Here is a 23061-nt window from a genome sequence, read left to right as displayed (position 1 = left end):
CGAGTTTGGGACGGTCTTACTCGCTGCTGGCCGATGCCGTCTCTTCCTCGCTGTCCTCGTCGTCACTCCCGCGCCAGTCCTCGAGTTCGTCGTCATCGGCGTCGTCGATGCGCTCTTCGTAGTAGGCCATCGGATGCGGGATCTGCTCGCAGAGGTCGTCTTTGTTCACGCAGTCGCCGTACGATTGCATCGTCGCACACGAGGGTGGTGAGTACTCCGTCGGTGACGTTTCGCCGCCGATGTGGTCGGTCTGATAACGAGTCATTTCCTCGCCGAACGAGGAGTTCACGCGGTAGAGGTCGACGATATCGTCGGTCGACATCCCGATGCTCGTCAGAAAGGCAGTGATCGCAAATCGGGAGTGATGGGGTAGGTGCTCGCCTTTCTGAATCTGGTCTAACAGTGCCTTCATACACGGCGGGAACAGGTCAGGGACGACGGTGTCAATCTCGCGCGTCAGATCGAGGTCCGCGAGCACGTCTCGAATTTCTTCGGCGTCATCCTCGAGACTGGCGGCAATCGTCTCGGGCACGTCAAAGGGAAGTCCCTCGTCAATGCGAGTTCGAATTGCTTCTCGCAGCAGTGTCAGGAGTTCTTCTTCAGTGACTGGGACGGTACCGTTCTCGAGGGGTTGATTGACGAGTCGCCAGCGGTCGTCATACAAATCTTCGGCGAGCAACAGGTACTGTCCAACGTCGATTCGATACGTCTCGTTGTCGTCGTCGATTGCGTGGACCACCTCGACTGCCTCCTCGAGGTCAAACTCCGCGAGTAGTTCGTCGAGGTCGAGACCGGTCGTCTCGACGCTTTTGAGTTCGGTCGTATCCTCGAGATCAGCGGTAAAGCGTTCGTAGGCGGTCGCGGCTTCGGCGCGGGCGTACTTGCGCACGAGGACGCGTTCGTCGACCATCGAGACGAGCACGCGAGCGACGGGATAGGAGAGGAGTTCGACCCGTGGCTCGCGATGAAAGTCGCCAACGGTCCCGTCATCGAGCGCGGCGATCACGCGCTGGCGCGCTCGGTCGACGACCGCGCGGTCCTGTTCGACGACGGTGGCCAGGTCAACCGTCTCCGTCGCCACAGTCTCGCGGGCCGCCTCGAGAAACGGATACCGAGCGTGCAGTCGCTGCATCGGTGATACGATATGACTCCGATGGGATAAACACCCTGATTGTTCGGTTCGCGTTTTATTACAGATTCAGATCCCTGTTAATATCTATTTTCCGTCACTTCGCTCGAGGGTCGACTTCAAGGGGGTTCGACACGTCGATTCAGGTATGCCACGGGCGATGCGGGACGGCGTGTCTCTGTCCTACGACCACGAACGTGCAGATAGCGACGGATCGAGCGAGACAATCGTCTTCCTGCAAGGGCTGGGATTTGGCCGCTGGATGTGGCGCTGGCAGCGCCAGGAACTCGGCGATGAGTACGATATCATCGCCCCAGATACGCGCGGGACGGGCCGGTCTGACGCCGGCCTCCCGCCGCTCGTGTCTCGGCTTCCGCGCCGGGTTCGGAACCCGCTGATTTCTCGAGTCGCTGGCTACTCGCTTGCCGGGCTGGCGGCCGACCTCGATGTCATCCTGCAGGATGCGGGTGTCCGACATGCTCACCTCGTCGGGGCCGACCTCGGCGGGCTGATCGCCCAGGAGTACGCCCTCGAGTACACGCGGGCGGCGTCACTGACGCTTATCGGGTCGACACACGGCGGACCGGACGCTGCACCGATGCCCGAGGAAACCCGCGAGCAACTGTTCGGCGCGCCCTCGGGCTCAGATCGTGAGACGCTTCGCAATCGGATGCGGCCAGCCTTCTCCGAGCGATTTACGAATCGGAACCCACACCTGATGGATCGCATCATCGAGTGGCGACGCGAACAGGATGCGACTGGTGCGGCCCGGACGGCACAGGCCGCTGCCCTGATGAGTGGCTCCGTCAGTGATCGGCTGCCACAGCTTACGACTCCAACACTCGTTATCCACGGGACTGACGACCGCGTCAGCCCGGCGACGAACGCCCGTCTCCTCGCAGAACGCATTCCGAACACACACCTGGAACTCCTCGAGGGTGGCGCTCACTGTGTCTTCATCGAAAACGACGAGCAGGTGGCGACGCTCATCCGAACCGCACTCGAGGACGGACTCGAGAGCCTCGAGTCTGAGTCAGTTGTACAGGCGGCGGACGCGAACTGAGCCGGCGTGGATCACTTCGCCTGTGTACTCGAATCGCGAACGTGGATTTCACCGTCAGTTCGGACGCCGATATCAAGGCCTTCGTAGACGAACCAGAGTTCGTGTGTGGCGGCGTCGGCAACTCGGTGGGCGTGGGCAACGAGGGCATTGAGTGCGTCCGGGTCGACAGCGTCGTACAGCGGCCCGAGACTCTTTCGATCAGTGTCGTGGACGGCAGCGACAGCGGTCACAATTGCTTCGCTCGCCCGTTCCGTGCCGGTCGGATCGAACGTTGTAACGACTGTTCCGTCCTGTGAATCTGCTGAATCCATAGAGTCGTCGGTGGAGGACATAGACACACTACTCTGAGTAGGTGGGTAGGTCCAATCCTTACTATGTAGCAGTTTTAAATACCTCATCACTGATCTGTTCGTGTTGCTGACCAGGATGTACGGACAGTCCGTCTACCATCAGTACCAACCCCAACGATGTGTGGAGTCTTCTCTTCACTCGGTTCGCGACATCGCGCCTTCCAGTCGATCGAAGCCGTTGTCGCCGTCGAACAGCCCGGTCAGCAGATTTCGATGTCCACGTCGGAGCCGCCCCGCAAGCGACTGGCGCGTAATCCCGAGTTCAGCCGCCAGGTCATCAAGCGTTGCCCGCCGCGGATCGTCGAAGTACCCACCCCGATAGGCAAGCTCGAGCGCTTCGAACTGGGCGGGCGTGATCCCGCCGCTGTGTTCGATCGGCTGTAGCGGCTGGACACGAGCGACTTCGATATCGATCTCACGGTCGCGACACCGCGTCCGGAACTCGCCGAGTGCACCGTGGTTCTCGACGCGCAGGCGAAATAGCCAGCGGTCGCGTTTGCCGGTCGCGGAGAGTAACGTCACGTCAGACTCAGCAATCGCCTTGAGGACGCCGTCTTGTGCGGGATTCCAGGCCGTTCGATACAGAATGCCGTCCGTGCCGAGGTCATCAACCTGCGTAAAGCCAGCTGTCTCCGGCGCTGCTTCGAGTGCCGCCTCAACTTCGGGCGTGCTGGCACCACGAATCCAGACGTACGGAAACAGCGATTCGGTCGTTGGTACCAGCCGCTCGAGTTCGACCGACACGCCCGGAATGGTTCCAAATAGGGTGCCAAAGGAAAACGTCTCAGTGGAGACGGAAAACTCGACGAGAGTCGCCATTACGATTCACTGACGCGACCGACCGGAATAAAGCCGGGGATCAATCGCTTCCTGGGACACTCGAGTAGCTGAGAGCGTCTGGATTACCAGTAAGAGAATCTCTGAACTGACGTCTGGGCAGTCGTTTCAGTCGCTCTGGATCCGCGGTGCGAGCATGTAGGTAACCTGTCCCTGTCCCTCGGCAAAGCCGAAGTAGATCTTGACGGGGAACTCCTCGCCGAGTGCGAGCGTCACTTCGGTGTCGGCGGGGATCGCCTTGTTCATGTCCTTGAGGTAGTCAAGCGAGAACAGTGAGTGGGCGGGGCCGAGTTGCAGGTCGATCAAATCGTCCTGCGTGAGTTCGAGGTGAACGTCGTCGGTGTCGCCTTCTGCGTTGACGTAAAAGTACTCCTCGCCTTCATCGACGCCAAGGGCGATGTGATCCGAGACCATATCGGCCGCGGTGACCGAGCGGTTGACGTCCTTGCCCTCGAGGACGACTTCTGCGGGCAGGTCCAGATCCGGAATGTCTGGTTCCTGGCGGATTGAGTCGGGATCGATCAGCGCGAGCGTGTACTCGAGTCCGTCGATCTGGATGTGGAGTTTGCGCGTCTCTTCGTCGAGTTCGAGCTGGATGAGTTGGCCGGATTCGGCCATCCCTGCAATGTCTTCGAGCCGCGAGAGGTCGACCCCGATCAGCCCGCCGTCGGCTTCGTACGATTCGAACGCAGCCGCGTCGAGCGAGAGGTCGACCATCCCGACATTTGCGGGATCGACGGCCCGAATCTCGAGTCCGTCTTCCTCGAGGTGGATCTTACACTCGTCGACCAGCACGCTGATCGAATCGAGCGCGCTGGTGAGCGTTTCTGCGCTCACGATGGCCTTGAACATATGCGTCGGGGTACGAACGGTCGACATAAAAAGCCACCCTTTACGCCCGGGAACGGCGAGACGCGTTGTCGACGGTGGCTGGCCCTCGAGTCAGCGTTCCGGTTACGCCGCCGACTCGAGCAAGATCCGAACAACCGTGCCGCGGGGCTGATTGGCCTCGATTTCGAGGTGGCCACCATAGCGCTCGACGAACGTCCGGACGAGATAGAGACCGAGTCCAGTTCCACCTTGCCGTCCGGATTCGTTGGGTTCGATAACGCGACGGCGTTCAGTCGCGGGAATCCCGGGGCCGGTGTCGGCGATCTCGAGACAGACCGTGTCGTCCTCGCCGTCTGCCCGGCGTTCGTCGCTTGGCTTCTCGAGGTCGTCTCGGCTCCGCTCAACCGTGCGAACGCGTACTGACAGTTCGGGAGCGTCTGTATCATCGTGGACGACAGCATTCGTCAACACGTTTCGGACGACGACGTTGAGGAACCGGTCGGCACACACCACCGTTGACGCCTCATGGTCACTCTCGCGGTCGACGCTGATGCCGTCGTGGCGCTCCTCGAGCCGGGTGATCTCTTCGTCGAGAACGGTCTCGAGATGGATCGACTCGAGCGCTGGTTCTGGCTCCTCGAGCGCCTGCACCATTGCGCCGACGGATTCGGTCAGTTCGACAATGTGGTCGCCGGCGCCGGCAATACGCGAGACGATCCGCTCTTCAGTGGGGCCTGCGGGCTCGAGTTCGTCGATCCACCCGAGGACGACTGCTGCATCATCTCGAATTTCGTGGCGAACCAGCCAGTTCAACACGGCGAGTTCGCGTCGTTGGCGCTCGAGTTCGAGCGTTCGGCGCTTTCGCTCGATGGCGTACGTGACGGTTCGGGTCAGCACCCGCGGCGTGACGTGGTCTTTGACCAGAAAATCCTGTGCGCCGCGTTCGACGGCCTCGAGGCCGAGTGAGCCGTCGTCAATCCCGGTTAAGACGACCACAGCAACGTTTGCTTCCACCTCGAGGACGGCCTCGAGCGTCGAAAACGCGACTGAGTCGGCGAGGTTCAAATCGAGCAGGACGACATCGATTCCGTCTGCGTCGTCGTGGAGCGTTGACAGTGCCGCCTCGAGGGTTTCGACGTGTTCGACGGCGACAGAGGGAGCAGTCATCGCCTCGAGCGAATCTGCCTGTAGCTGCTGGAGCATCGTCTGGTACAGCTGTGCATCGGCGGGGTCGTCCTCGACGAGTAAGACCCGCTGTGTCGCCTGTCGGTCCGCGACCATACAGTTGAGACGTGATACAGCCTCTAATGTTCGAGGGGTGGACGAGTACGAGCGGCAATCGGCGGCCGTCGGCCATCGGACGGCCCGTCAAATTAGGTTTCGATCACACTGTTGTCTGTCGCGGCGAGGAATCGACACGCACTGACCAGTCGCCGGCGAAACTCCCGAAAGCGCATTGCTTTGACGACGTACAGATTCGCCCCCGCAGCGTACGCGTGTTCGATATCCGTCTCTGAGTCGGAGCCGCTGAAGACGACGATTGGTAGTGTCGCTCTCGAGAACGTCTCTCTGGCGCGGCGGACCACTCGAAAGCCCGTGCCATCGCCGAGGTTGATATCGACGAGCAACGCGTTTGGCTGCTCGCGCTCGCCGGCTTCGATCGCCTCGAGTATCTCGAGTGCGGCCGCGACGCTGTGAGCACGCTCGAGAGTGGCGGCGCAACCAGTCTGCGTGGCAACCGTTTCGATCATCATTGCATCGTCGTCACTATCTTCGACGTAGACGACGGCCGGGAGCGTTTCTCGTCGACTCGAGCGTGCAGTGTCGTCTCCTGTCGCGTCGGTTTGTCCTCGCATGGTTATCCAGTGTCTATGTCAGTGTCGCTGTCGCTACTCTCACCGCTGCGTTCGTCATCGTCGCCGTCGGTCTCCACGCTGCGAGCGATGCCGGCCGCCAGGTATCGCCGCCACGGCTGGCGCGTTTCGAGGTCGGCGGCTCGCTGTTCTTCGAGTGCCTCGAGTGCTTCCTGTGCGCGTTCGTAGGCGTCGGTCCTCGTTGCACTCGAACCGAGAAAACGCTCGACGAACTCGAGGCGGTGTCGGCGCGCGTCGACCGCTCGGGCGATGGGTGCGATGTCGGTGACGGCGCGGACCTCGGCGACTGCGGCCTGTAGTTCGTCTCTGGTCACCGGCTTTCGAAGCAATCGGTCTGCCGGCAGTGCGACATCTTCGGGAGCGACCTGTGCGGACGTGAGAAACGCGATTGGTGTCTGTTGGCCACTCTCTGCGACGGCTTCGGCGACCTCATCGCCGGTTAGTTCGGGCATACTTCGATCGAGTACTGCGGCGGCAATCGAGTCGTCGAGGTGCGCCAGCGCTTCCCGGCCGTTGCGTGCGGTTACCACGTCGTAGTCCGCTGACAGCCATAGCGAGTACATCTCGAGCAACCGGGGGTCGTCGTCGGCCAGCAACACACGCGGCAGCCCGTCACCCGTGACGTAACGGTCGTCCCACTCGGCCATCGACTCGAGGATGGCGTCTAATTCGTGGCCGGCGGCGGTGAGTTCGTACTCGACCCGTCGGGGATTCTCGCGGACCACGTCGCGCGTGATGACCCCGTAGCCGAGCAAGTCCTCAAGATTGGCTGAGAGAACCTTACTCGAGATGCCCTCGAGTTCGTGCTGGAGATCACCAAAGCCCAGCCTCGAGTTGGTTGCGAGGGCGCGGATGACACGGGGTTTCCACTTGGTGCCGAGTAGCGATCGCGCGACCGATTCTGCGGGGTCCGTCTCGCTCATGGCTCTGTTCGCGCTCCAGTTGCCATACGATTCCAATGGCAATAAGTGTTGGACCGGTCTGCTTTGGTCGGGATGGGATTCACGAGTCTGCGGCCGGCAACCAGAGGTTTACCGCCGTTCCGACGCCCAGTTCCGAGTCGATCGAGAGTGCGCCGCCGTGGTGCTCGACGATGCGTTGACACAGTGGTAGTCCCATACCGGTGCCGTCGTCGTCTCGTCGACCGTGGCGCTCGAATACGTCGAACGCCCGCGAGACGGCATCTGGGTCCATTCCCTTACCGTTGTCCTCGACGCGAACGTGGTAGCAGTCGGTCTCAGGTCGAGTGCCGCCGGTCGCGTCGGCAACGTCATCCGGCGAGACTGGCTCGTCCGCAGCGAGTGCGACGTGGACTTGCGGGTGGTCACCGCCGTGGTACTTCAACCCGTTATCGAGCAGATTCTGTACAAGTTGGACCAACAGCCTGTTGTCGCCGCGGACGGTCGGAAGCGCATCTCGGGTCACCGTCCCGTCGGTCTCGTCCAGCCGAACGGCAAGGTTGAGCGTGGCCTGATCGACCACCGAATCAAACTCGACGGGGTCGGTCGGCTCTGCGACGGATTCGATCCGCGAGTACTGTAACAGTCCGTCGATCATCGAGCGCAGACGTTGGGTTCCAGCGGTTGCCTGTTCGAGGAGGGCAAACGCATCCTCGTCAAGCGTATCGCCAGGCTCGTAGAGTTCCTCGAACAGCGTGAGGTAGTTCGCCGCCGAACGAAGCGGCTCTTTGATGTCGTGAGAGGCTGCGTACGCGAACTGCTCGAGTTGTTGATTCGAGCGCTCGAGGTCGGCTCGAGCCGTTCGCAGGAGTTGCTCGTGTTCGGCGCGGTCGAGTGCGGCTTCGACCGTCGCTGCGAGAATCTCGAGGAGGTTACGGTCGGTTTCGGAGAACGTCGTGTCTTCCGTCGAGCCGGCGATCAGGAGGCCATGCGTGCCAAGTGGGAGCAGGAGTTTGGAGTGTATCGCCATCGTTTCGCTCTCCGTCGCCAACACGGTGGTGCTCTCGCCGCGGACGAGTCGCTCGCCGGTCTCGAAGACCTCCCAGACGATACCGTCGTGTCCGTTTGTCGCGGCGCTTTCGTCTCGTTCTCGCTCGAACGTCGGTAACTCATCGACACCTGTCTGTTCGCCGGCAGCCATCGCTCGAGGGACAAGCGCGTCTCGTTGTTCGTTGTAGTCCCAGATCCCGGTGACGGGAATCTCGAGGATGTCGTCTGCGCTCTCGGTAGCCACAGCGGCGATTTCGGCCGGCGTTTCGGCGGCCATTAGGTGTCGTGCCGTCTCGTTGAGTTCCCGGAGTCGGTGCTCGACTTGCTGTCCGGTGAGTTCGTAGCCAAGCCACTGGACGAGCAGTTCGACGAACGCTCGCTCGCTGCGTGTGAACTCGGCCGCTCGCGGTGAGTCGTCGGCAAAACAGAGCGTCCCATAAGACTCGCCGTCAACGAGGACGGTAGAGCCGAGGTAACACTCGAACGATGGCTGTGTAGTGCCCGCGGCGATGGTTTCGTCGGTCTGGATATCCTCGATTGCGACGATACTCTTCGGGCTGCGAGAACACTGGCGACAGGGACGAGCGGCCGGTGATGGACCGCCAATCTGCAGTTCAGGATGTGTCCCCACCGCATCGACGAGCACCCACTCGTCACCGTCGTCTCGATTCAAGAATCCGTAGGGAAGCCCGAGGTGGTCACAGCCGAGTGCGAGCAACTGCGAGCGCTTCTGTTCGAACGACAGCTTCGTATCCGAGGCGATTTCGACGAGTCGACGCAGTGACTGCTCGCTCGCCCGAAGTTCGTCTTCGAGGCGCCGCCGCTCGGTGATGTCGACCGTCACGCTCGCGAGGTGGGCCACCGATCCGTCATCATCCAGCACTGCATGCGAGCGGATCAACAACCACCGGTAGCCGTTGTCGGAGTGGTCGATCCGAAACTCGAGGCTTTGCGTCCCATCGAGTGTCGCTGGCTCGTCCGTTTCGAAGGCGTTTGCCACCCGCTCTCTGTCGTCGGGATGGACGCGCTCAAGCCACGCCAGCGGGTCGTCGCGAAGGTCGGCCGCAGAAACGCCATACATCTCAGCGGCTGCAGGGTTCTGATACAGCATTTCGGAGTAGTCCGGTCGGATCAGGGTGAAACCGTATCTGACGGCCCCAGCGAAGCGCTCGAATCGCTCTTTCAACTGCTCGAGTTCGAGTTCGCGCGCTTTGCGCTCGTGAATGTCCTGGACGATCCCTCGTGCGCCAATATACGTTCCCTCGTCGTCGTGTCGTGGATCGGCTCGAATGCGAACCCAGCGAACGTCGTCGGTTGCCGTAGTGATACGTACCTCGCGGTCGAACGATGTTCCTTCGGCCATGAGCGTCTCGAACGCTGTCTCGATCATCGAGCGATCATCGGGATGGATTACCGCGAGTGCCTCTTTGACAGTCGCTTCGTACTCGGGAGAACGGCCAATGATCCGTGACACTTCGTCTTCCCAGCGGAGTGTCTCCCCAGCGTCGTCGACTTCCCAGGCACCGATCGAGGCACTTTCCTGTACTTTCTCGAGGAAGTCGCGGCTTCGCTCGAGTTCTCGCTCGCGTTCGCGGCGCTCGGTCACGTCGTTTGCGACGGCAAGGATTGCGCGGCGACCGTCGTCGAGGGTGTCGTAGGGGACTTTCGTTGTATCGAAGACGCGCCGTTTGCCCGCCGCATCCGTGACGCGTTCGCCCGTAATCTCGATTGGCTTGTTCGCCTCGATGACGGCCATATCGTGTGCCTGAACCCGGCTCACTTCGGTTCGCGAGGCGATCACTTCGTCATCCGTCGCCCCCTCAATATCCTCGATAGTCATGCCGAACATATCCGCGAGAGCGTCGTTCGCTACCAGATACCGCCCCGTTTCGTCCTTGACGAATACGGGTTGGGGAAACAGGTCGATGATCCAGCGCAACTGGTCATAGCTCTCCGGTTCGTGGCGCTGTCCCGGCTGTCCCACAGGTTCGAACTCACTCGCCACCTGTCCGGCCGAGTGCGTGATGAATGTGCCAACGCGTTCGTTCAGTGGCTCGAGTGCATCAACCGTCTCGGCCGACAATGCGGCTGGTTCGAGCAACACCAACACGCCCACGTCAGGAATCTCGAGGAGCCAGTACTCCATCCCGTCGACGGTGTCGACGATGGGCAGTGACGCCCGAAAGTCCTCGTCACCGTCTGCATCAGCCGGAAGGTGCTCGAGTGCGGCTCGGAACGGCTCGCTGTCCGGAACGGACGGTACTGCTGCCCGGCGTCGGTAGCTCACGGTCCCGTCCGGGGTCGCCGTCCGTGCGTACACGGCAACAGCGTCACACTCGAGATGATCGCGATAGGTCGCCAGCACGTCGGCCGTGGTCGCGGAGCCGTCGACCACAGTTCCGATCGAGAACGCGAGTTCGGAGAGTGGGTGTGTCGGAATCGGGCGCATTACTGACGATACGCTTTCACAGACGATATGAGTGTTGGGGAACAGACATGTTCGGCTGACTGTCCGCTCAGCGCGACGGTCTCCAACTGACGTGCAGTCACTGTCATTGGCTGTCGGGACGCCACGCCTGGGGTCGGTTTCCTCAAGGTACCCTTGTCGACTCACCTCGAGGTCGCACCCCCCATTGGACCCCTGCTGGCCTCTGTTTTATCTATGAGTGAGTCCTCGAACAGCGCGTGCGAGCGGTGTCAATCCGACTCGGTCGCGCCCGAACACATCGTCGAACACGACTGCGGACACGTCGCCCCCAGCGATGCGTTTACAGACCGCTGTGTCAAGTGTGGCCGCGAACCTGCCGACGACACGCTCCGATCCGTCGGGACTGCCGCCCACTGTCACGCTTGTGGCCACCGAACGGTAACTGGCCTCGAGTCGGGCGATCCGACCGTTGCGGAGGGTCCAGCGCCGGTGACGTTCCCGAAACTCCCCTCGCCGGATGACCACTGGGCGTGGGTACCAGAGCGTCTGCTCCCCCAATCCGGTGCGACCAGACAGGTGCTGACCTCGATACTGGTCGTGATGGTGCTCATCGCGGGCATCGCCGGCGCTGTCTCGGTCACGCCCTTCCTCGAGGGCGAACCCGAACCCGTCGCGGTCGATCAATCCTGGGAGGAGTACGACTCGGTCGTTATCTTCCGAAACGACGACATACAGCCATGGTACCTTTCCGATGAGCTTCGAGCGGTCAATGACGTATTCATCGACGAGGAGGTGCCGGTCACGCTCGGAATCATCCCAATGGTGGAGGGGGAAGCGCCCCTGACCGATGACGAGCAAACCTGTGAGTACCTCCGGTCGCTCGAGGCGGACTATCCCGGGCAGTTCGAGATGGCGTTGCACGGCTACACGCACCAACCCGTCACGGACTTCTACGGCGCGAGTGAGTTCGGCGACCTCCCGGCTGATGAGCAACGCGAGCGACTCGCCGCTGGTGAAGAGATTCTCGCTGACTGCGTGGAGTCACCTTCCTCGACGTTCATCCCGCCGATGAACACCTACGACGAGGACACTGTCGATGCCCTCGCGGACGCCAACTACACCACGGTGTCCGGCGGCGAGTGGTTCACCGCTGACTACTACGACGAACCCGGCCGATTCGATGAGGGCGGGCTGCTCCACGTCCCCGAAAACACGGCGATGGAGAACTGGAGCGCCTACGCAGATGAGGGCGCCGCAGCCGACTCCGGCGACACCGAGTCGGCGGAGAACGCAACCGACGTGCCACTCGAGAATCTCGAGACCCTGACTGACCAGTTCGACGCGTCTCACGCGGACAACGACGTCCAGGTCGTGATGTTTCACTACCAGTACTTCACGACCGACGAGGACCTCGAGCTGCTCGAGTCGCTCATCGAGCACATGAACGGCGAAGACGTCGCCTTCCTCACGCTCGAGCAGTTCTCCCTCGGCCTCGAAGAAGGTGTTGTCGAAGAAACTGACGACGGCTGGCGCGTTCTCGAGCCGCTTTCGGACTCGCTCGAGGGCAGTTCGACGGAGGTTGCGGCTGATGCGCGCACGCAGTCTATCGTCACCGACGCGATTGGGGCGATCCTGCGAGGTGTGAGCCGATGATGCCGGTCGTTCCGTGGCTCGTCGGGAAGAGTGGGTCCGCCCGACTCGCTCGCGTCGGTCGCGGCCTGCAAGCAGTCAAGTGGCGACCGCTCGCGTTGTTCCTCTCGGCGTTGATCCCCTTTGGGCTGCTACTCGACGTGATGGGGCCGGGCGTCATCGCGGCGATTGTGGTCCTCACCGGACTGATCGGGGCCTACCTGCTCTGGTCGTACGTCGCTGTCGAGCGCATTCCGAAATACATGAGCCTGTTCGGTCCACGGGCGCTCGCTGTCTCGCTCGTCGCCTACGGCGTCCTGATCGTCGCACTCGGCTGGCTCGAGCCCTCGCCAATGGCGTTCGTCCACCTCGGCGCGGTCGTGTTGATCTTTATCTACTACTGGTTCATCGCGTTCATCGCGTTCTTTCACGACCAAATTGGGCACTCGACGTTTGAGGCTGGCCCACCCTACCCCGACGTGACCGTCCTGATTCCCGCGTACAACGAGGAAGGCTACGTCGGCCGAACGATTCAGGCACTGCTGGACGCGGAGTACCCAACCGAGCGCCTCGAGATCATCGCCATCGACGACGGCAGCACTGACGACACTTACGCCGAAGCCAGCACCTACGCGGCCGTCTTCGAGCAGGTGCGTGTCGTCAGCAAGGAAAACGGCGGCAAGTACTCTGCACTGAACTACGGCCTGCTGTTCGCCTCGAGCGAGATCATCGTCACGGTCGACGCTGACAGCATCGTCGCTGCAAACGCCCTGAAACGCATCGTCGCGCCGTTTCGCGACGACGCCGATATCGGCGCGGTCGCAAGCAACGTCACGATCTGGAATCGCGATTCGCTGGTCACGCGCTGTCAGCAACTCGAGTACACGATTGGAGTGAACATCTACCGCCGAGCGCTCGATTACTTCGGCATCGTGATGGTCGTGCCCGGCTGTCTCGGTGCGTACCGCCGCGATGCCTTGGACGAGGTGTTTGCCTACGACCCTGACACGCTCACCGAGGACTTCGACGTGACGATGAAGGTGCTTCGGGCGGGCTACCGCGTTACGGTCAGCGACGCCCGCGTCTACACCGAAGCGCCCTCGACCTGGGCGGACCTCCATCGCCAGCGTCTGCGCTGGTACCGCGGCAACTACATGACGATCCTCAAACACTGGCCGGTCGTCACCGACGGCTCCTACGGCTACCTCAACCGAGTTGCCCTGCCGTTCCGACTGGTCGAGATGTTCTTCGTTCCGGCCGCGAGCTTCGTCGTCCTTGCCTACATCGTCTGGCTCGCGCTCACAGGGCATCTGGTGACCGTCCTCGCGGTGTTCGTCTTCTTTACGAGCATCGTGCTCCTGATCGCTGCACTCGGCATCCAGATCGAAGGCGAAGACTGGCGCTTGCTCGTCTACTCACCGCTGCTCGTTGTCGGCTACAAACAGTTCCACGACGCGCTCAACCTCCGATGTATGGTTGACGTCCTCACCGACCGCGACCTCGACTGGACCAGCGCGAAACGCGTTGAGCAGACGCGCTCGCAGGACGCTGAGCGCACCTCGGTCTCCACGCAGGTCCTCGAGTCGGAGTGAGTTGCAGTTGGTACGATCTCTGTGTCCGTTACCCGAGCGTCACTTGGCCGCTGTGATCGTCAACACACTGTTGTTAACCACCACAGCAGTCGCATCCGCAGGGATTGCAAACTCGAACTGCTCGCTCACATCGGCTGTCGATGCGGTTGGAGGAGGCTCCGCCTGGTCGCCTGCGCGTTCGACGACGACGATGGCCATCCCGTCGGCGATGTCGAGTGAGGGCTCACCGACAGCGGGACCGAAATCAACCGCGATGACGTGTTCGTCATCGTACTCGCGATCCGTGATGCGGATATCGTCATTATCTCCGGCGACGGCTTCGAGTTCAGGTGGGGTTTCCATACGAGAGATGGGGTGGCGAGCCTTCTAAACGATGTGCACGCTCCTGCCGAACCGCCAGTAGTGGCCGCCTCAGCGCCGGATACCGGGCGATGAAGAACAACGTCCTGTCGCGGTCCAAACTCGAATCGGCGTCCAACTGGCTTCGAGCACTCTGCGACAAGCCCGAACTTAGAAGTACCCGCGCAGCGCGTTTTCGGCCGAATGTTCGACCTCGACGAGTTGCTGGGACGCGCCGCCCTCAAAGAGCGCATCGACGAGCTCGAGGACGAACTCGAGCACATGGAGAGCCGCTACGAGGCTGAAGCGGATCGTCGATCCGAGGCGGCGACGGCCCGTCAGGACGCCGAAGCACAGGTCAACCGTCTCGAGGACCGAATCGCCCAACTCGAGGGCGAACTCGACCGCGTCGAGGGGGACGACACCAGTCTCGAGGTGCGACGGCGCGAACAGCTTCGCGGCGGTCGCCTCGAGCACGTTCTCGATCGCCTGGAGTCGGTTCGAACCGACTCTGAGGGGGCGCTGACAGCCGTCCTCGATGGAGACGATACTCGTGAGACGCTCGAGCAAGTCGGTGCCGATGAGATCCTCGGCGAGCGAGTCACACTTCTCGAGGATGTTTCGCCGTGCGTTTGCTGTCTCGATGATGCCGGTCTCGTGTCGGTCGCGCTCGAGCCACCCGCAATGCCGTCGGACCACGAAACGGGCTGGAACGATCGATTCACGCTCGAGCGCGAGTGGTTCCTGCCGACCGGGCGCTATGCGATTGCACTGGTTCGAACCGACCTGTTCGCGCTGGGGATTTACGACGGCGACGAGCGCCTCGAGTATCACGGCTTCGAGAGCGACGTGAAAGGCAGTCACTCGAAAGGCGGCTTCTCGCAGGCTCGGTTCGAACGCATTCGCAACGAGCAGATCGACAGCCATCTCGATCGGTGTGAGGAGGCGCTTGCAGAACACGTCGAACCAGCGCTCGAGCCCGCAGGCCGTCGAACCGGATCGGAGACATCCTCAGCGACGACCGCTGGCGATGGGGCTGGCGAGACTGCCGGACTCGATCGGCTCTTTCTCGTCGGCCAGCGTGGTGTCGTCGACACGCTCGCCGAGGAAATCGACCTCGAGCCTGCAGCGACGGCTGCCGTCGATGCGACCGGCAGTCCGAAATCGGCACTCGAGGACGCCGTTCACTCGTTCTGGACGACTGACCTGCATGTGATCTGATCGCCCCCGGCTGGCAAACGTTCACCAGCGTCCGCGAAACTCTGTTTTAAGTCCCCTGTTGTCCATATCGCGAGTATGAAGGTCGCGCTCCTCGCTCACGAGAAGTTTCCGACGCGGGCGAAGACCGCACTCGGTGTGCTTCGCTACGGAACCGACGATGTCGTCGCCGTGCTCGACCGCGACAACGCCGGAACGACCGTCTCTGAGTTCGTTCCGGACGTACAGGAGGCCCCCATCGTTGCCGGCATGGACAACCTCGAGGCTGATGCAGTCGATGCGCTGTATATTGGCATCTCGCCGATCGGCGGCGAGTTCGACGAGTCCTGGCGAGACGACGTCCGTACGGCCCTTGAGGACGGTTGTGACGTCATTTCGGGGCTCCACTATTTTCTCAGCGAGGACGACGAGTTCGCCAGCCTCGCCGCGGCAAACGACTGCGAACTGTGGGACGTTCGCAAGCCAGATAACGATCTGGCGGTCGCAGACGGTGTTGCCGGCGATGTCGACGCCGACGTCATCCTCACCGTCGGGACGGACTGCTCGGTCGGCAAGATGACGACCACGATGGAACTTGCTCGAGACGCTCGCGAGGCGGGCTACGACGCTGCAGTCGTGCCGACCGGCCAGACGGGAATCATGATCGAGGGGTGGGGAAATCCAATCGACCGCGTCGTCGCCGACTTCGCCGCGGGTGCCGTCGAGGAGATGGTTACAGAAATCGGTGACGAGTACGACTATCTCTTCGTCGAAGGGCAAGGCAGCATTGCGCATCCCGCCTACTCTGGCGTGACCTGTAGCATCCTCCACGGCGCGATGCCCGACAAACTGGTGCTGTGTCATAGGGCCGGCCAGGAGGTCATCCACGGCTACGAATCGTTCGCGCTCCCTCCGCTCCCGACCTACATCGACCTCTACGAACAACTGGCTGCGCCCGTCTGTAACGCCGAGGTCGTCGCTGGCGCGCTCAACACGTCCGATCTGGACAGCGACGACGCTGCCGCAGACGCCGTCGACGCCTATGGCGATACCCTTGGCATCCCCACAACAGATGTGATCCGCTTCGAGACCGATCACGTCCTCGAGAACCTGCTCTAACCATGCTCAGCACTGAGTTCCAGCGCCGAACGATCCCGCTCGAGTATGCCTTTGGCATCGCACGCGAGACACAGACCGAAACGGAGGTCGTGACAGTGCACATCGAAGACGAGGACGGCCGAGTCGGCATCGGGGCTGCCACGCCGTCGGCTCACTACGGCGAGACGGCAGCAACGGTCGAAGCAGTCCTTCCTGACCTGCTCGCAGTCGTCGAGGACGTCGGCGACCCACTCCACCTCGAGCGCATCGAGCGCCGCATGCGCGAGACAGTCAGGCGAAACCCGGCTGCACGGGCCGCGGTCAGCATCGCCTGTCACGACCTCGTCGCGAAACAACTCGATATCCCACTGTATCGCTACTGGGGACTCGACCCGACGAACACGCTCGAGACGTCCTACACCATCGGCCTCGACGACCTCGAGACGATGCGCGAGAAAACCACCGCGGCACTCGAGCGCGGTCACGAGACGCTGAAGATCAAACTCGGCACTGATCGCGACCTCGAGATCATCGAGATGATTCGAGACGTTGCCCCCGATGTGCGCCTCTATGCCGACGCAAACGAAGCGTGGACGCCACGCGAAGCCGTCAGCCGGATCGACCGCCTCGCCGCGTACGACCTCGAATTCATCGAACAGCCCGTTCCCGCCGACGACCCAGCAGGCCTCCAGTTCGTCTACGAGCGTTCTGTGCTCCCCATCGCCGTCGACGAGTCATGCAGTACGCTCCCAGATATCCCGCGAGTCGCAGACCGCTGTGACATCGTGAACCTGAAACTGATGAAATGTGGCGGCCTTCGGGAGGCAGTCCGGATGATCCATACTGCCCGCGCACACGGCCTCGAGGTCATGTGTGGCTGTATGACTGAATCACACGCCTCGATTGCGGCTGCCTGTCACCTCGCCCCGATGCTCGACTACGCCGACCTCGATGGCCCGCTGTTGCTCGCCGACGACCCCTACGCGGGTGTTGCCATGCCCAGCGGCCGAATCGACCTTGCCAGCCTCGAGCGAGCGGGCACCGGTGCCCGACTCGAGTAGGGCGTCCGCGAAGTCGTCACGCGGCCACACTGTCGCCTCGAGCGCCAACATGGTTTACATCAGTCGAGGATGTGCCAAACCGTGCCATGACTGATGAGATGGATGGGGGGCGGATCTCTCGACGAACACTCCTGCACGCAACGGGCGGGGCGCTTGCCGTTCCGGCAGTCGCGACAGGACAGGTCGCAGCGACCAGCAACGACTCGAGTCATGCGGGTGCAGCCACGCTCAATCGGTGTCCCGACGCGACGTTGCGGCCGAGTATGGGCTACTGTGCAGGTGCAAGTACCGTCGGCTGTGACGACGACCACCCGGTAACCCAAGAGCTTCAGACGTCTGTCCGCGAAACACTCACAGACCAGTACGACGACGTCGGCGCGCTACTTTCGGCTGGCTTCAAGCCGTATTTCGACACGCTCGATGTCGGCGACGAAGACGGCTGGTCACACTGGCTCAATCCGGACTACATCGGCGACGACACCGTACTCGACCCCGGGCGCCCAGAATCCGTACTGGTCGATAACACGTCGTGGCGCTCGATTGGTGTCATGTTCATCGCAACGCGAGATGGCGACCCAGTCGACCCACCCGCCGTCTACGAAGACGACGAGGCAGTCTGGGACGACCGGAACGAGCGCCGCACGGACGGCGATGACGACTACGAGTACGATCATCACGAGGACGAATACGGCGGTCACGCCGCCCACGACGAGCACGAGCACGATGGCCATGACCACGATAGCGACAATAGCGACGACGACCACGACCACGGCCCCGTCGGCCACGAAGACCGCTGTTCACCCTGGCACTACCACGCCGGCCTCCCTGGACGCTTCGCCTGGTGGTACTACCGTCAGGCCTACGAACAAGACTTCGCCGACGGCGACCTCGAGGCCCCGTGTCGAACCCCCTGCATGATGCACGTCTGGGCAGTTGACCACCCCGACGGCGTCTACGCACACGGCGGCCCGCCACCGGACGCTCGCGAGCGTCCACCGGCCGACAACGCGGGCTTCGAAACCAATGCGGAACCCGGCACCGATGAACTCGGCTGGGACATCCTGCCCGACGAACTCGTTCCGGACGAACGACCGGAGGATCTCACCATCCCCGGCGTCAGAAAATAACAGCGCCCGCCCGCCTACACGCCGGTCTCAGAAACCACGGAACACTCGCTATCGCACTCGAGCCAGCCCCACTCCTCGAGTGCAGCCACGAGTTGTTCGACCGCCGCCGAGACGGATTCCTCGTCAGTGTCGATCCGCACGTCGGCCGCCGGCGTCGAAAACTCCCGATACACAACGTGGACCCCCTGCTCGTCGATAGACTCCGCACGCGCTCGATTTCGCTCGAGACATGTCTCGAGTGCCGCCGTCACGTGCACGAACCGAACCGGCTCGAACGCCCGAAACTGAGTCTGCCAACGCTTGCGATAGAACGTGCCATCGACAATCGTAATCGCGCTCGCTGGCGTCTCCCGTACCCGCTCGGACAACTGGTCGTACGTCCGACTCGAGAACGAATCCGAGTGCAACGTTCGAACAGCCTCGCCACGGCGCTCGAGGCGACGACGGAGGGCAGTCGTTATAGTCGTCTTGCCAGCACCCGGCGGGCCACAGATCACGACGAGCACAGACGGCCATTATCGTGAGCAGTACTAGTAGTCGCCGTTCGAAGACCACTGCTTCTCGCAAAAGCCCCAGAGCAATTGATCGGCCGTTCTGTTGACCGAATGCTTTTCCACGTCTCTCAATAACGTTGTGTATGAGTCCTGTGCCCACGCCGGATGAGGTCTTCGACGTGTTCGTCACACTCGGACCGCCCGGTACACCGTTCACGACGCCAGAGGTCGCCGAGGAGTTCGACTGTACTGATCGAACGATTTACAATCGGCTCGAGACGCTCGTCGAGGGCGACAGGATACAGACGAAGAAGGTCGGTGCCAAAGGGCGCGTCTGGTGGCAACCCGTTGAAAGCGAGCAGTCAGGAAGCGTGGGCTTGAACGGAGACATCGAACAACTCCGCTCTCTTCCCGTGTTCGACTCTAACCTGATCGGCGTTATCGTTTGGGGCGAAGACATCACGATCACTGACGCGAACGACGCCTTCCTCGAAATGGCCGGGCTCGACTACCAGGAGGCACTCGGCACGTCGTGGCGAGACCTCACGCCAGAGGCGTTCTACTCGACCTCGGAGCGACATCTACAGGAGGTTGAGGAGACTGGCAGCGGCGTCCCCTACGAAAAGCAGTACTATCACGCGGATGGGTCGCGCTGGTGGGGGTTGTTCGAATCGCGGCGACTGAACGAGAGTGAGAAAGTGGAGTTCGTCGTGGACATCACCGAGCGCAAGCAACGAGAACGATTGCTGAAAGCCCAAAAAGAGTTGCTCGAACTGATCGCCACGGATGCGCCACTCGAGACGTGCCTCTCCGCGCTGTGCGCTGCTGTCCCCCGGCTTGGGACTGGTGTCCGGGCCAGTATCATGCTCGCTGACGACGAGCGCGACTCGTTCCAGCGCCCCATTGCTCCAGACTTGCAGCCGTCGTGGGGAGACGGACTCGAGGACGCACCGATCAACGACCTCATGATCGGCACCTGCGGAGAAGCGGTGTTCCGCGGCGATGGTATCACCTGCGAGGATGTCACGACCGACGACAGATGGTCAGAGGAGTGGCGTGAACTCTGCGTCGCGAACGACGTCCTCGCTGGGCGTTCAGAACCCATTCGGAATGCATCAGGCGAGCCCCTGGGATCGTTCATGCTCTGCTTTGACGAACCTCGAGGGCCGACCGAGTGGGAACGCCAAGTGACGGACTTCGGCACCTATATCGCCGGTATCGCGGTGGAGCGCGAACACTCTCGCCGAGCACTACTGGAAGTCAACAACGCCCTCGAACGCCTCAACGAGGCGACTCGAGAGCTTATCGACGCCGATACCGAGACTATCGCAGATCGCGTCGCACCGCTCGCACGGGAGGTGCTCGATGTCGAGTGCGCTGCCCTCTGGCGCTACGACGACCGGAACGGAGAGCTCGAAGAACACGCCGTCGACACGGCCGGAACCGTCGACGTCGATACAGTCGAGGTCACGACCGAGGTATCCGATGCGGTCTGGCAGACGTTTGTCGGTACCAGCGGCGTCCACGTGGAACCCGACCTCGACGGCCAGGACGACGGGTCGTCGCCGTTAGGAAGCTTCGTGACCGTTCCGCTGGGCCGACATGGTGTCCTGTGGTTTGGCTCGCCTGGAGCGGACTCTTTCGATGATCGAATGGGTGACCTCGCGAAGGCGACCGCCGCGTCCGTCGAGACTGCGTGGAACCGCGCCGAAGGCGAGCAGCGACTCGCAGAGCGCAACGAGGAACTCAAGCGCCTCGACAGGTTGAACGCGCTCATTCGAGGCGTCCATCAGCAGCTGGTCGACGCAGACAGTCGTGAGGTCATCGAACGGGCTGTGGTAGACCAATTCGCCGACTCGGACCTCTACGAGTTCGCATGGGTCGGTACGCGTGAGCCCGGCACGGACACCATCATCCCTCGAGCGTGGGCCGGCGTCGACGACGGATATCTCGAGACCCTCTCGATTCGGACCAACGGAACGACCCCCGACGAAGACCCCATGGCTGCCGCCATCCGAACCGGCGACCTACAGGTTGTGGGAGACGTAGCTATCGATCCACGAGCCGCCAGCTGGCGGGAACCCACGCTCGAACGCGGTGTTCGTTCGTGTATCGCCGTCCCGCTGCGGTATAATGGAACGGCCTACGGGGTCTTGGCGGTGTACACTGCTCGCCTCCAGCCTGACGAGCGCGACAACCCAGTGCTCGCGGAACTGGGGGAAACGATCGCCCACGCAATCGACGCCGTCGAAACCAAGCGGACGCTCCTGACTGACAGCGTCACCGAACTCACGCTCGAGATCTACGAGGGAGATACTGTCCTTGTCAAACTCGCCCAAGAGATTGACTCCGAAATTACATTCGACGGGCTCGTCCCTCTGAACGGCGGCGCAGCCCGTCTGTTCTTTACGGCACATGATGTGACTGCGAAGCAGGTACGAGACGTAGCTCACTGCCTCCCTGGTGTCGCAGCGGTGACGCTCCTTCGGGAAGCGGAAACCGAGAGTGAATTCAAGCTGAAAGCCACCGAACCGACAGTCGCGTCACACGTCGTCAAGAACGGCGGGATCGTCCGCTCGCTTACTGTCACCGGCCAAGCGATCACTGTTGTCGTCGATCAGCCCGCTAACGCGACCGTACGGGAGTTCGTCGAGACGATACAAGCCGAGTACCCAAGCGCTGACCTCGTGGCACGCCACTCACGCGACCGTTCGATCAAGACGCCTGAGGATCTGCGAGTGGTTCTCTCCGAACGACTCACCGCCCGACAACGCGAAATCCTCGAGATGGCATACCGAAGTGGATACTTTGAATCCCCACGTATCAGAACCGGCAGGGATCTTTCGGAGGCGCTCGATGTCACGCAGTCAACGTTCTCCCATCACCTTCGAGAGGGAGAGCGGCGGCTGTGTGAGTTGGTATTTGATCGGTTATGACGAGCTAGCAGGACCAGTGGATCGACACGGGGTCTAACCATTACGCATTTCAGACCGTCAATCAGAACCGTCTCAGTTAGCTGTATTCCTCTCAAGGCACCTGTTGAACGTCATTGCAGCTGTACTGAGGAGTCTATCGACTAGTTATTTTTGACGCGGTTCTAGATAATACGCCCCCTATTTCTAATTAGCACAAAAGATTCGAACGCAGATTTACCCAACTACGGGTTAAGAAGCAACCAATGTCACCCGATCACGCCAGAAGCAACAGCGGGGCAGCGACGAGTAGGCTTCACGCCCGGACGCCACCGTTGGATGACTTCTGCCGCCGTCCCAACGACAGGACCACACCCCATATTCTATCCCAACTGTTCGATGACGAAACTGCGCTGCTAGTCGACGAGTTCACGAGCCAAGTCGCGGCGCGAAAGACGAATCAACCGGGAAATGGTGCCCCAGAAACAGAACCGTCGTCAAGGAGATCGAGTTGATGAATATGAGTCACTGTCAACCTGAAGAGAGACCTCTGGACGAGTACTTTAGCACCTTAGCGAGTGGGTACCGACGTCGGTTACTCGTTGTATTACTCACGCACAATCCACACGATGACGATGACCCACAGATCCCCACTGATCTCGAGACGGACAGCGAGGAGCGACACACTCCAAAGGTAGAAATTGTCCACACCCATCTCCCAAAACTCGAGGACGCCGGATTCATCAAATGGGATCAAGAGGCACACGTCGTGCGAAAGGGACCACGGTTCGACGAACTCCGTCCGCTACTGGAGTTGCTGGTCACTCACGTGGATGAGCTTCCCACTGACTATCGCTGATTGCGTTCGACTATGATCTCCGAAGCTAGCTTCGCTGCTAACAGGCCCGCACATGAGTGAAATTTCGAAGTCTCGAGTGTACCTGTCCGTCCGTACAAATGATCGGACGAAAACACGAATTGGGCCAAACAAGCACCGATCACATGCCAATATCAACCAAAAGTGGCGCTGAAGCCCTGTTAGAAGCCTAGGCCGGGATTTGAACCCGGGCTCTCGTCCTTACCAAGGACGCGCTTTACCGCTAAGCTACCCAGGCGCGCAACTCAGTGTTGACTCGAGTCGTCTTTATGGG

Annotated in this window: 19 protein-coding genes and 1 tRNA gene; 9 read left to right on the top strand and 11 right to left on the bottom strand. The window is 61.5% G+C overall.

Features of this window, described 5'->3' with window-relative positions:
- Positions 1-16: 16 nt before the first annotated feature.
- Positions 17-1132 carry a DNA primase regulatory subunit PriL gene (gene priL, locus G6M89_RS06260; protein ID WP_165160940.1) on the bottom strand — a complete coding sequence of 372 codons (1116 nt, stop codon included), beginning with the start codon at positions 1130-1132 and terminating at the stop codon, positions 17-19.
- Between the two features lie 145 nt (positions 1133-1277).
- Here priL and G6M89_RS06255 point away from each other — a divergent pair, with 145 nt between their 5' ends.
- On the top strand, positions 1278-2192 hold the full coding sequence (locus G6M89_RS06255; protein ID WP_165160939.1) for an alpha/beta fold hydrolase: 915 nt from the start codon (positions 1278-1280) through the stop codon (positions 2190-2192).
- Positions 2193-2203: 11 nt separating this feature from the next.
- Here G6M89_RS06255 and G6M89_RS06250 read toward each other — a convergent pair whose 3' ends face one another.
- The 7 genes from G6M89_RS06250 to G6M89_RS06220 form a co-directional block, all read right to left on the bottom strand.
- Entirely contained in the window at positions 2204-2503 is a 300-nt protein-coding gene (locus G6M89_RS06250) for a HalOD1 output domain-containing protein (protein ID WP_394352360.1), read from the bottom strand.
- Positions 2504-2677: 174 nt separating this feature from the next.
- The gene (locus tag G6M89_RS06245) at positions 2678-3361 is read right to left on the bottom strand and encodes a helix-turn-helix domain-containing protein (RefSeq protein WP_165160937.1); all 684 of its coding nucleotides are present in this window, start codon (positions 3359-3361) and stop codon (positions 2678-2680) included.
- Positions 3362-3487: 126 nt separating this feature from the next.
- Positions 3488-4231: a DNA polymerase sliding clamp gene (locus G6M89_RS06240; protein ID WP_165160936.1), complete on the bottom strand. Its 744-nt coding sequence runs from the start codon at positions 4229-4231 to the stop codon at positions 3488-3490.
- Positions 4232-4333: 102 nt separating this feature from the next.
- The gene (locus tag G6M89_RS06235) at positions 4334-5491 is read right to left on the bottom strand and encodes a hybrid sensor histidine kinase/response regulator (protein WP_165160935.1); all 1158 of its coding nucleotides are present in this window, start codon (positions 5489-5491) and stop codon (positions 4334-4336) included.
- A gap of 92 nt (positions 5492-5583) precedes the next feature.
- Entirely contained in the window at positions 5584-6066 is a 483-nt protein-coding gene (locus G6M89_RS06230; protein WP_165160934.1) for a response regulator, read from the bottom strand.
- A 2-nt stretch (positions 6067-6068) separates the two neighbouring features.
- Positions 6069-7007: a winged helix-turn-helix transcriptional regulator gene (locus G6M89_RS06225; protein ID WP_165160933.1), complete on the bottom strand. Its 939-nt coding sequence runs from the start codon at positions 7005-7007 to the stop codon at positions 6069-6071.
- A gap of 79 nt (positions 7008-7086) precedes the next feature.
- Positions 7087-10482, bottom strand: a complete 3396-nt coding sequence (locus G6M89_RS06220) for a PAS domain S-box protein (protein ID WP_165160932.1) — start codon at positions 10480-10482, stop codon at positions 7087-7089.
- A 213-nt stretch (positions 10483-10695) separates the two neighbouring features.
- Between G6M89_RS06220 and G6M89_RS06215 the strand changes: the two genes are divergently transcribed.
- Positions 10696-12114 (top strand): DUF2334 domain-containing protein, encoded by a 1419-nt coding sequence (locus tag G6M89_RS06215; protein WP_165160931.1) that lies wholly within the window; start codon positions 10696-10698, stop codon positions 12112-12114.
- On the top strand, positions 12114-13682 hold the full coding sequence (locus G6M89_RS06210; RefSeq protein ID WP_206335482.1) for a glycosyltransferase family 2 protein: 1569 nt from the start codon (positions 12114-12116) through the stop codon (positions 13680-13682). Before G6M89_RS06215 ends, G6M89_RS06210 begins: the two co-directional genes overlap by 1 nt.
- Positions 13683-13721: 39 nt before the next feature.
- Here the strand turns inward: G6M89_RS06210 and G6M89_RS06205 are convergent, their stop codons facing one another.
- Positions 13722-14024, bottom strand: coding sequence for a hypothetical protein (locus G6M89_RS06205; protein ID WP_165160929.1), 303 nt, complete (start codon positions 14022-14024; stop codon positions 13722-13724).
- A gap of 201 nt (positions 14025-14225) precedes the next feature.
- Here G6M89_RS06205 and G6M89_RS06200 point away from each other — a divergent pair, with 201 nt between their 5' ends.
- The 4 genes from G6M89_RS06200 to G6M89_RS06185 all read left to right on the top strand — a co-directional run bounded on the left by G6M89_RS06200 (position 14226) and on the right by G6M89_RS06185 (position 18504).
- A complete protein-coding gene (locus G6M89_RS06200; RefSeq protein WP_165160928.1) occupies positions 14226-15242 on the top strand; it encodes a Vms1/Ankzf1 family peptidyl-tRNA hydrolase in 1017 nt (338 codons plus the stop codon).
- Between the two features lie 75 nt (positions 15243-15317).
- A complete protein-coding gene (locus G6M89_RS06195; RefSeq protein WP_165160927.1) occupies positions 15318-16337 on the top strand; it encodes a DUF1611 domain-containing protein in 1020 nt (339 codons plus the stop codon).
- A 2-nt stretch (positions 16338-16339) separates the two neighbouring features.
- Entirely contained in the window at positions 16340-17377 is a 1038-nt protein-coding gene (locus G6M89_RS06190) for a dipeptide epimerase (RefSeq protein ID WP_165160926.1), read from the top strand.
- Between the two features lie 86 nt (positions 17378-17463).
- Positions 17464-18504 carry a hypothetical protein gene (locus G6M89_RS06185; RefSeq protein WP_165160925.1) on the top strand — a complete coding sequence of 347 codons (1041 nt, stop codon included), beginning with the start codon at positions 17464-17466 and terminating at the stop codon, positions 18502-18504.
- A 14-nt stretch (positions 18505-18518) separates the two neighbouring features.
- On the opposite strand, the gene G6M89_RS06180 is transcribed toward G6M89_RS06185, so the two are convergent.
- Entirely contained in the window at positions 18519-19010 is a 492-nt protein-coding gene (locus tag G6M89_RS06180; RefSeq protein WP_165160924.1) for an AAA family ATPase, read from the bottom strand.
- Between the two features lie 131 nt (positions 19011-19141).
- Here G6M89_RS06180 and G6M89_RS06175 point away from each other — a divergent pair, with 131 nt between their 5' ends.
- Together G6M89_RS06175 and G6M89_RS06170 are read left to right on the top strand one after the other, a co-directional pair.
- Positions 19142-21934 (top strand): bacterio-opsin activator domain-containing protein, encoded by a 2793-nt coding sequence (locus G6M89_RS06175; protein WP_165160923.1) that lies wholly within the window; start codon positions 19142-19144, stop codon positions 21932-21934.
- Between the two features lie 496 nt (positions 21935-22430).
- Positions 22431-22769 (top strand): ArsR family transcriptional regulator, encoded by a 339-nt coding sequence (locus tag G6M89_RS06170; protein ID WP_165160922.1) that lies wholly within the window; start codon positions 22431-22433, stop codon positions 22767-22769.
- Positions 22770-22953: 184 nt separating this feature from the next.
- Here G6M89_RS06170 and G6M89_RS06165 read toward each other — a convergent pair.
- Positions 22954-23025: transfer RNA gene (locus G6M89_RS06165), tRNA-Thr, on the bottom strand.
- Positions 23026-23061: the final 36 nt, after the last annotated feature.

It is taken from the genome of Natronolimnobius sp. AArcel1 (assembly GCF_011043775.1).
Lineage (GTDB): Archaea > Halobacteriota > Halobacteria > Halobacteriales > Natrialbaceae > Natronolimnobius.
The sequence above is the reverse complement of the archived record's forward strand: the minus strand, read 5'-3'. Positions and strand labels throughout refer to the sequence as shown.

Bases quoted from the DNA above. Each gene is read 5' to 3' on its own strand.
- priL (WP_165160940.1), bottom strand. From the start codon at position 1,132: ATGCAGCGACTGCACGCTCGGTATCCGTTTCTCGAGGCGGCCCGCGAG.
- G6M89_RS06255 (WP_165160939.1), top strand. From the start codon at position 1,278: ATGCCACGGGCGATGCGGGACGGCGTGTCTCTGTCCTACGACCACGAA.
- G6M89_RS06250 (WP_394352360.1), bottom strand. From the start codon at position 2,503: ATGGATTCAGCAGATTCACAGGACGGAACAGTCGTTACAACGTTCGAT.
- G6M89_RS06245 (WP_165160937.1), bottom strand. From the start codon at position 3,361: ATGGCGACTCTCGTCGAGTTTTCCGTCTCCACTGAGACGTTTTCCTTT.
- G6M89_RS06240 (WP_165160936.1), bottom strand. From the start codon at position 4,231: ATGTTCAAGGCCATCGTGAGCGCAGAAACGCTCACCAGCGCGCTCGAT.
- G6M89_RS06235 (WP_165160935.1), bottom strand. From the start codon at position 5,491: ATGGTCGCGGACCGACAGGCGACACAGCGGGTCTTACTCGTCGAGGAC.
- G6M89_RS06230 (WP_165160934.1), bottom strand. From the start codon at position 6,066: ATGCGAGGACAAACCGACGCGACAGGAGACGACACTGCACGCTCGAGT.
- G6M89_RS06225 (WP_165160933.1), bottom strand. From the start codon at position 7,007: ATGAGCGAGACGGACCCCGCAGAATCGGTCGCGCGATCGCTACTCGGC.
- G6M89_RS06220 (WP_165160932.1), bottom strand. From the start codon at position 10,482: ATGCGCCCGATTCCGACACACCCACTCTCCGAACTCGCGTTCTCGATC.
- G6M89_RS06215 (WP_165160931.1), top strand. From the start codon at position 10,696: ATGAGTGAGTCCTCGAACAGCGCGTGCGAGCGGTGTCAATCCGACTCG.
- G6M89_RS06210 (WP_206335482.1), top strand. From the start codon at position 12,114: ATGCCGGTCGTTCCGTGGCTCGTCGGGAAGAGTGGGTCCGCCCGACTC.
- G6M89_RS06205 (WP_165160929.1), bottom strand. From the start codon at position 14,024: ATGGAAACCCCACCTGAACTCGAAGCCGTCGCCGGAGATAATGACGAT.
- G6M89_RS06200 (WP_165160928.1), top strand. From the start codon at position 14,226: ATGTTCGACCTCGACGAGTTGCTGGGACGCGCCGCCCTCAAAGAGCGC.
- G6M89_RS06195 (WP_165160927.1), top strand. From the start codon at position 15,318: ATGAAGGTCGCGCTCCTCGCTCACGAGAAGTTTCCGACGCGGGCGAAG.
- G6M89_RS06190 (WP_165160926.1), top strand. From the start codon at position 16,340: ATGCTCAGCACTGAGTTCCAGCGCCGAACGATCCCGCTCGAGTATGCC.
- G6M89_RS06185 (WP_165160925.1), top strand. From the start codon at position 17,464: ATGACTGATGAGATGGATGGGGGGCGGATCTCTCGACGAACACTCCTG.
- G6M89_RS06175 (WP_165160923.1), top strand. From the start codon at position 19,142: ATGAGTCCTGTGCCCACGCCGGATGAGGTCTTCGACGTGTTCGTCACA.
- G6M89_RS06170 (WP_165160922.1), top strand. From the start codon at position 22,431: ATGAGTCACTGTCAACCTGAAGAGAGACCTCTGGACGAGTACTTTAGC.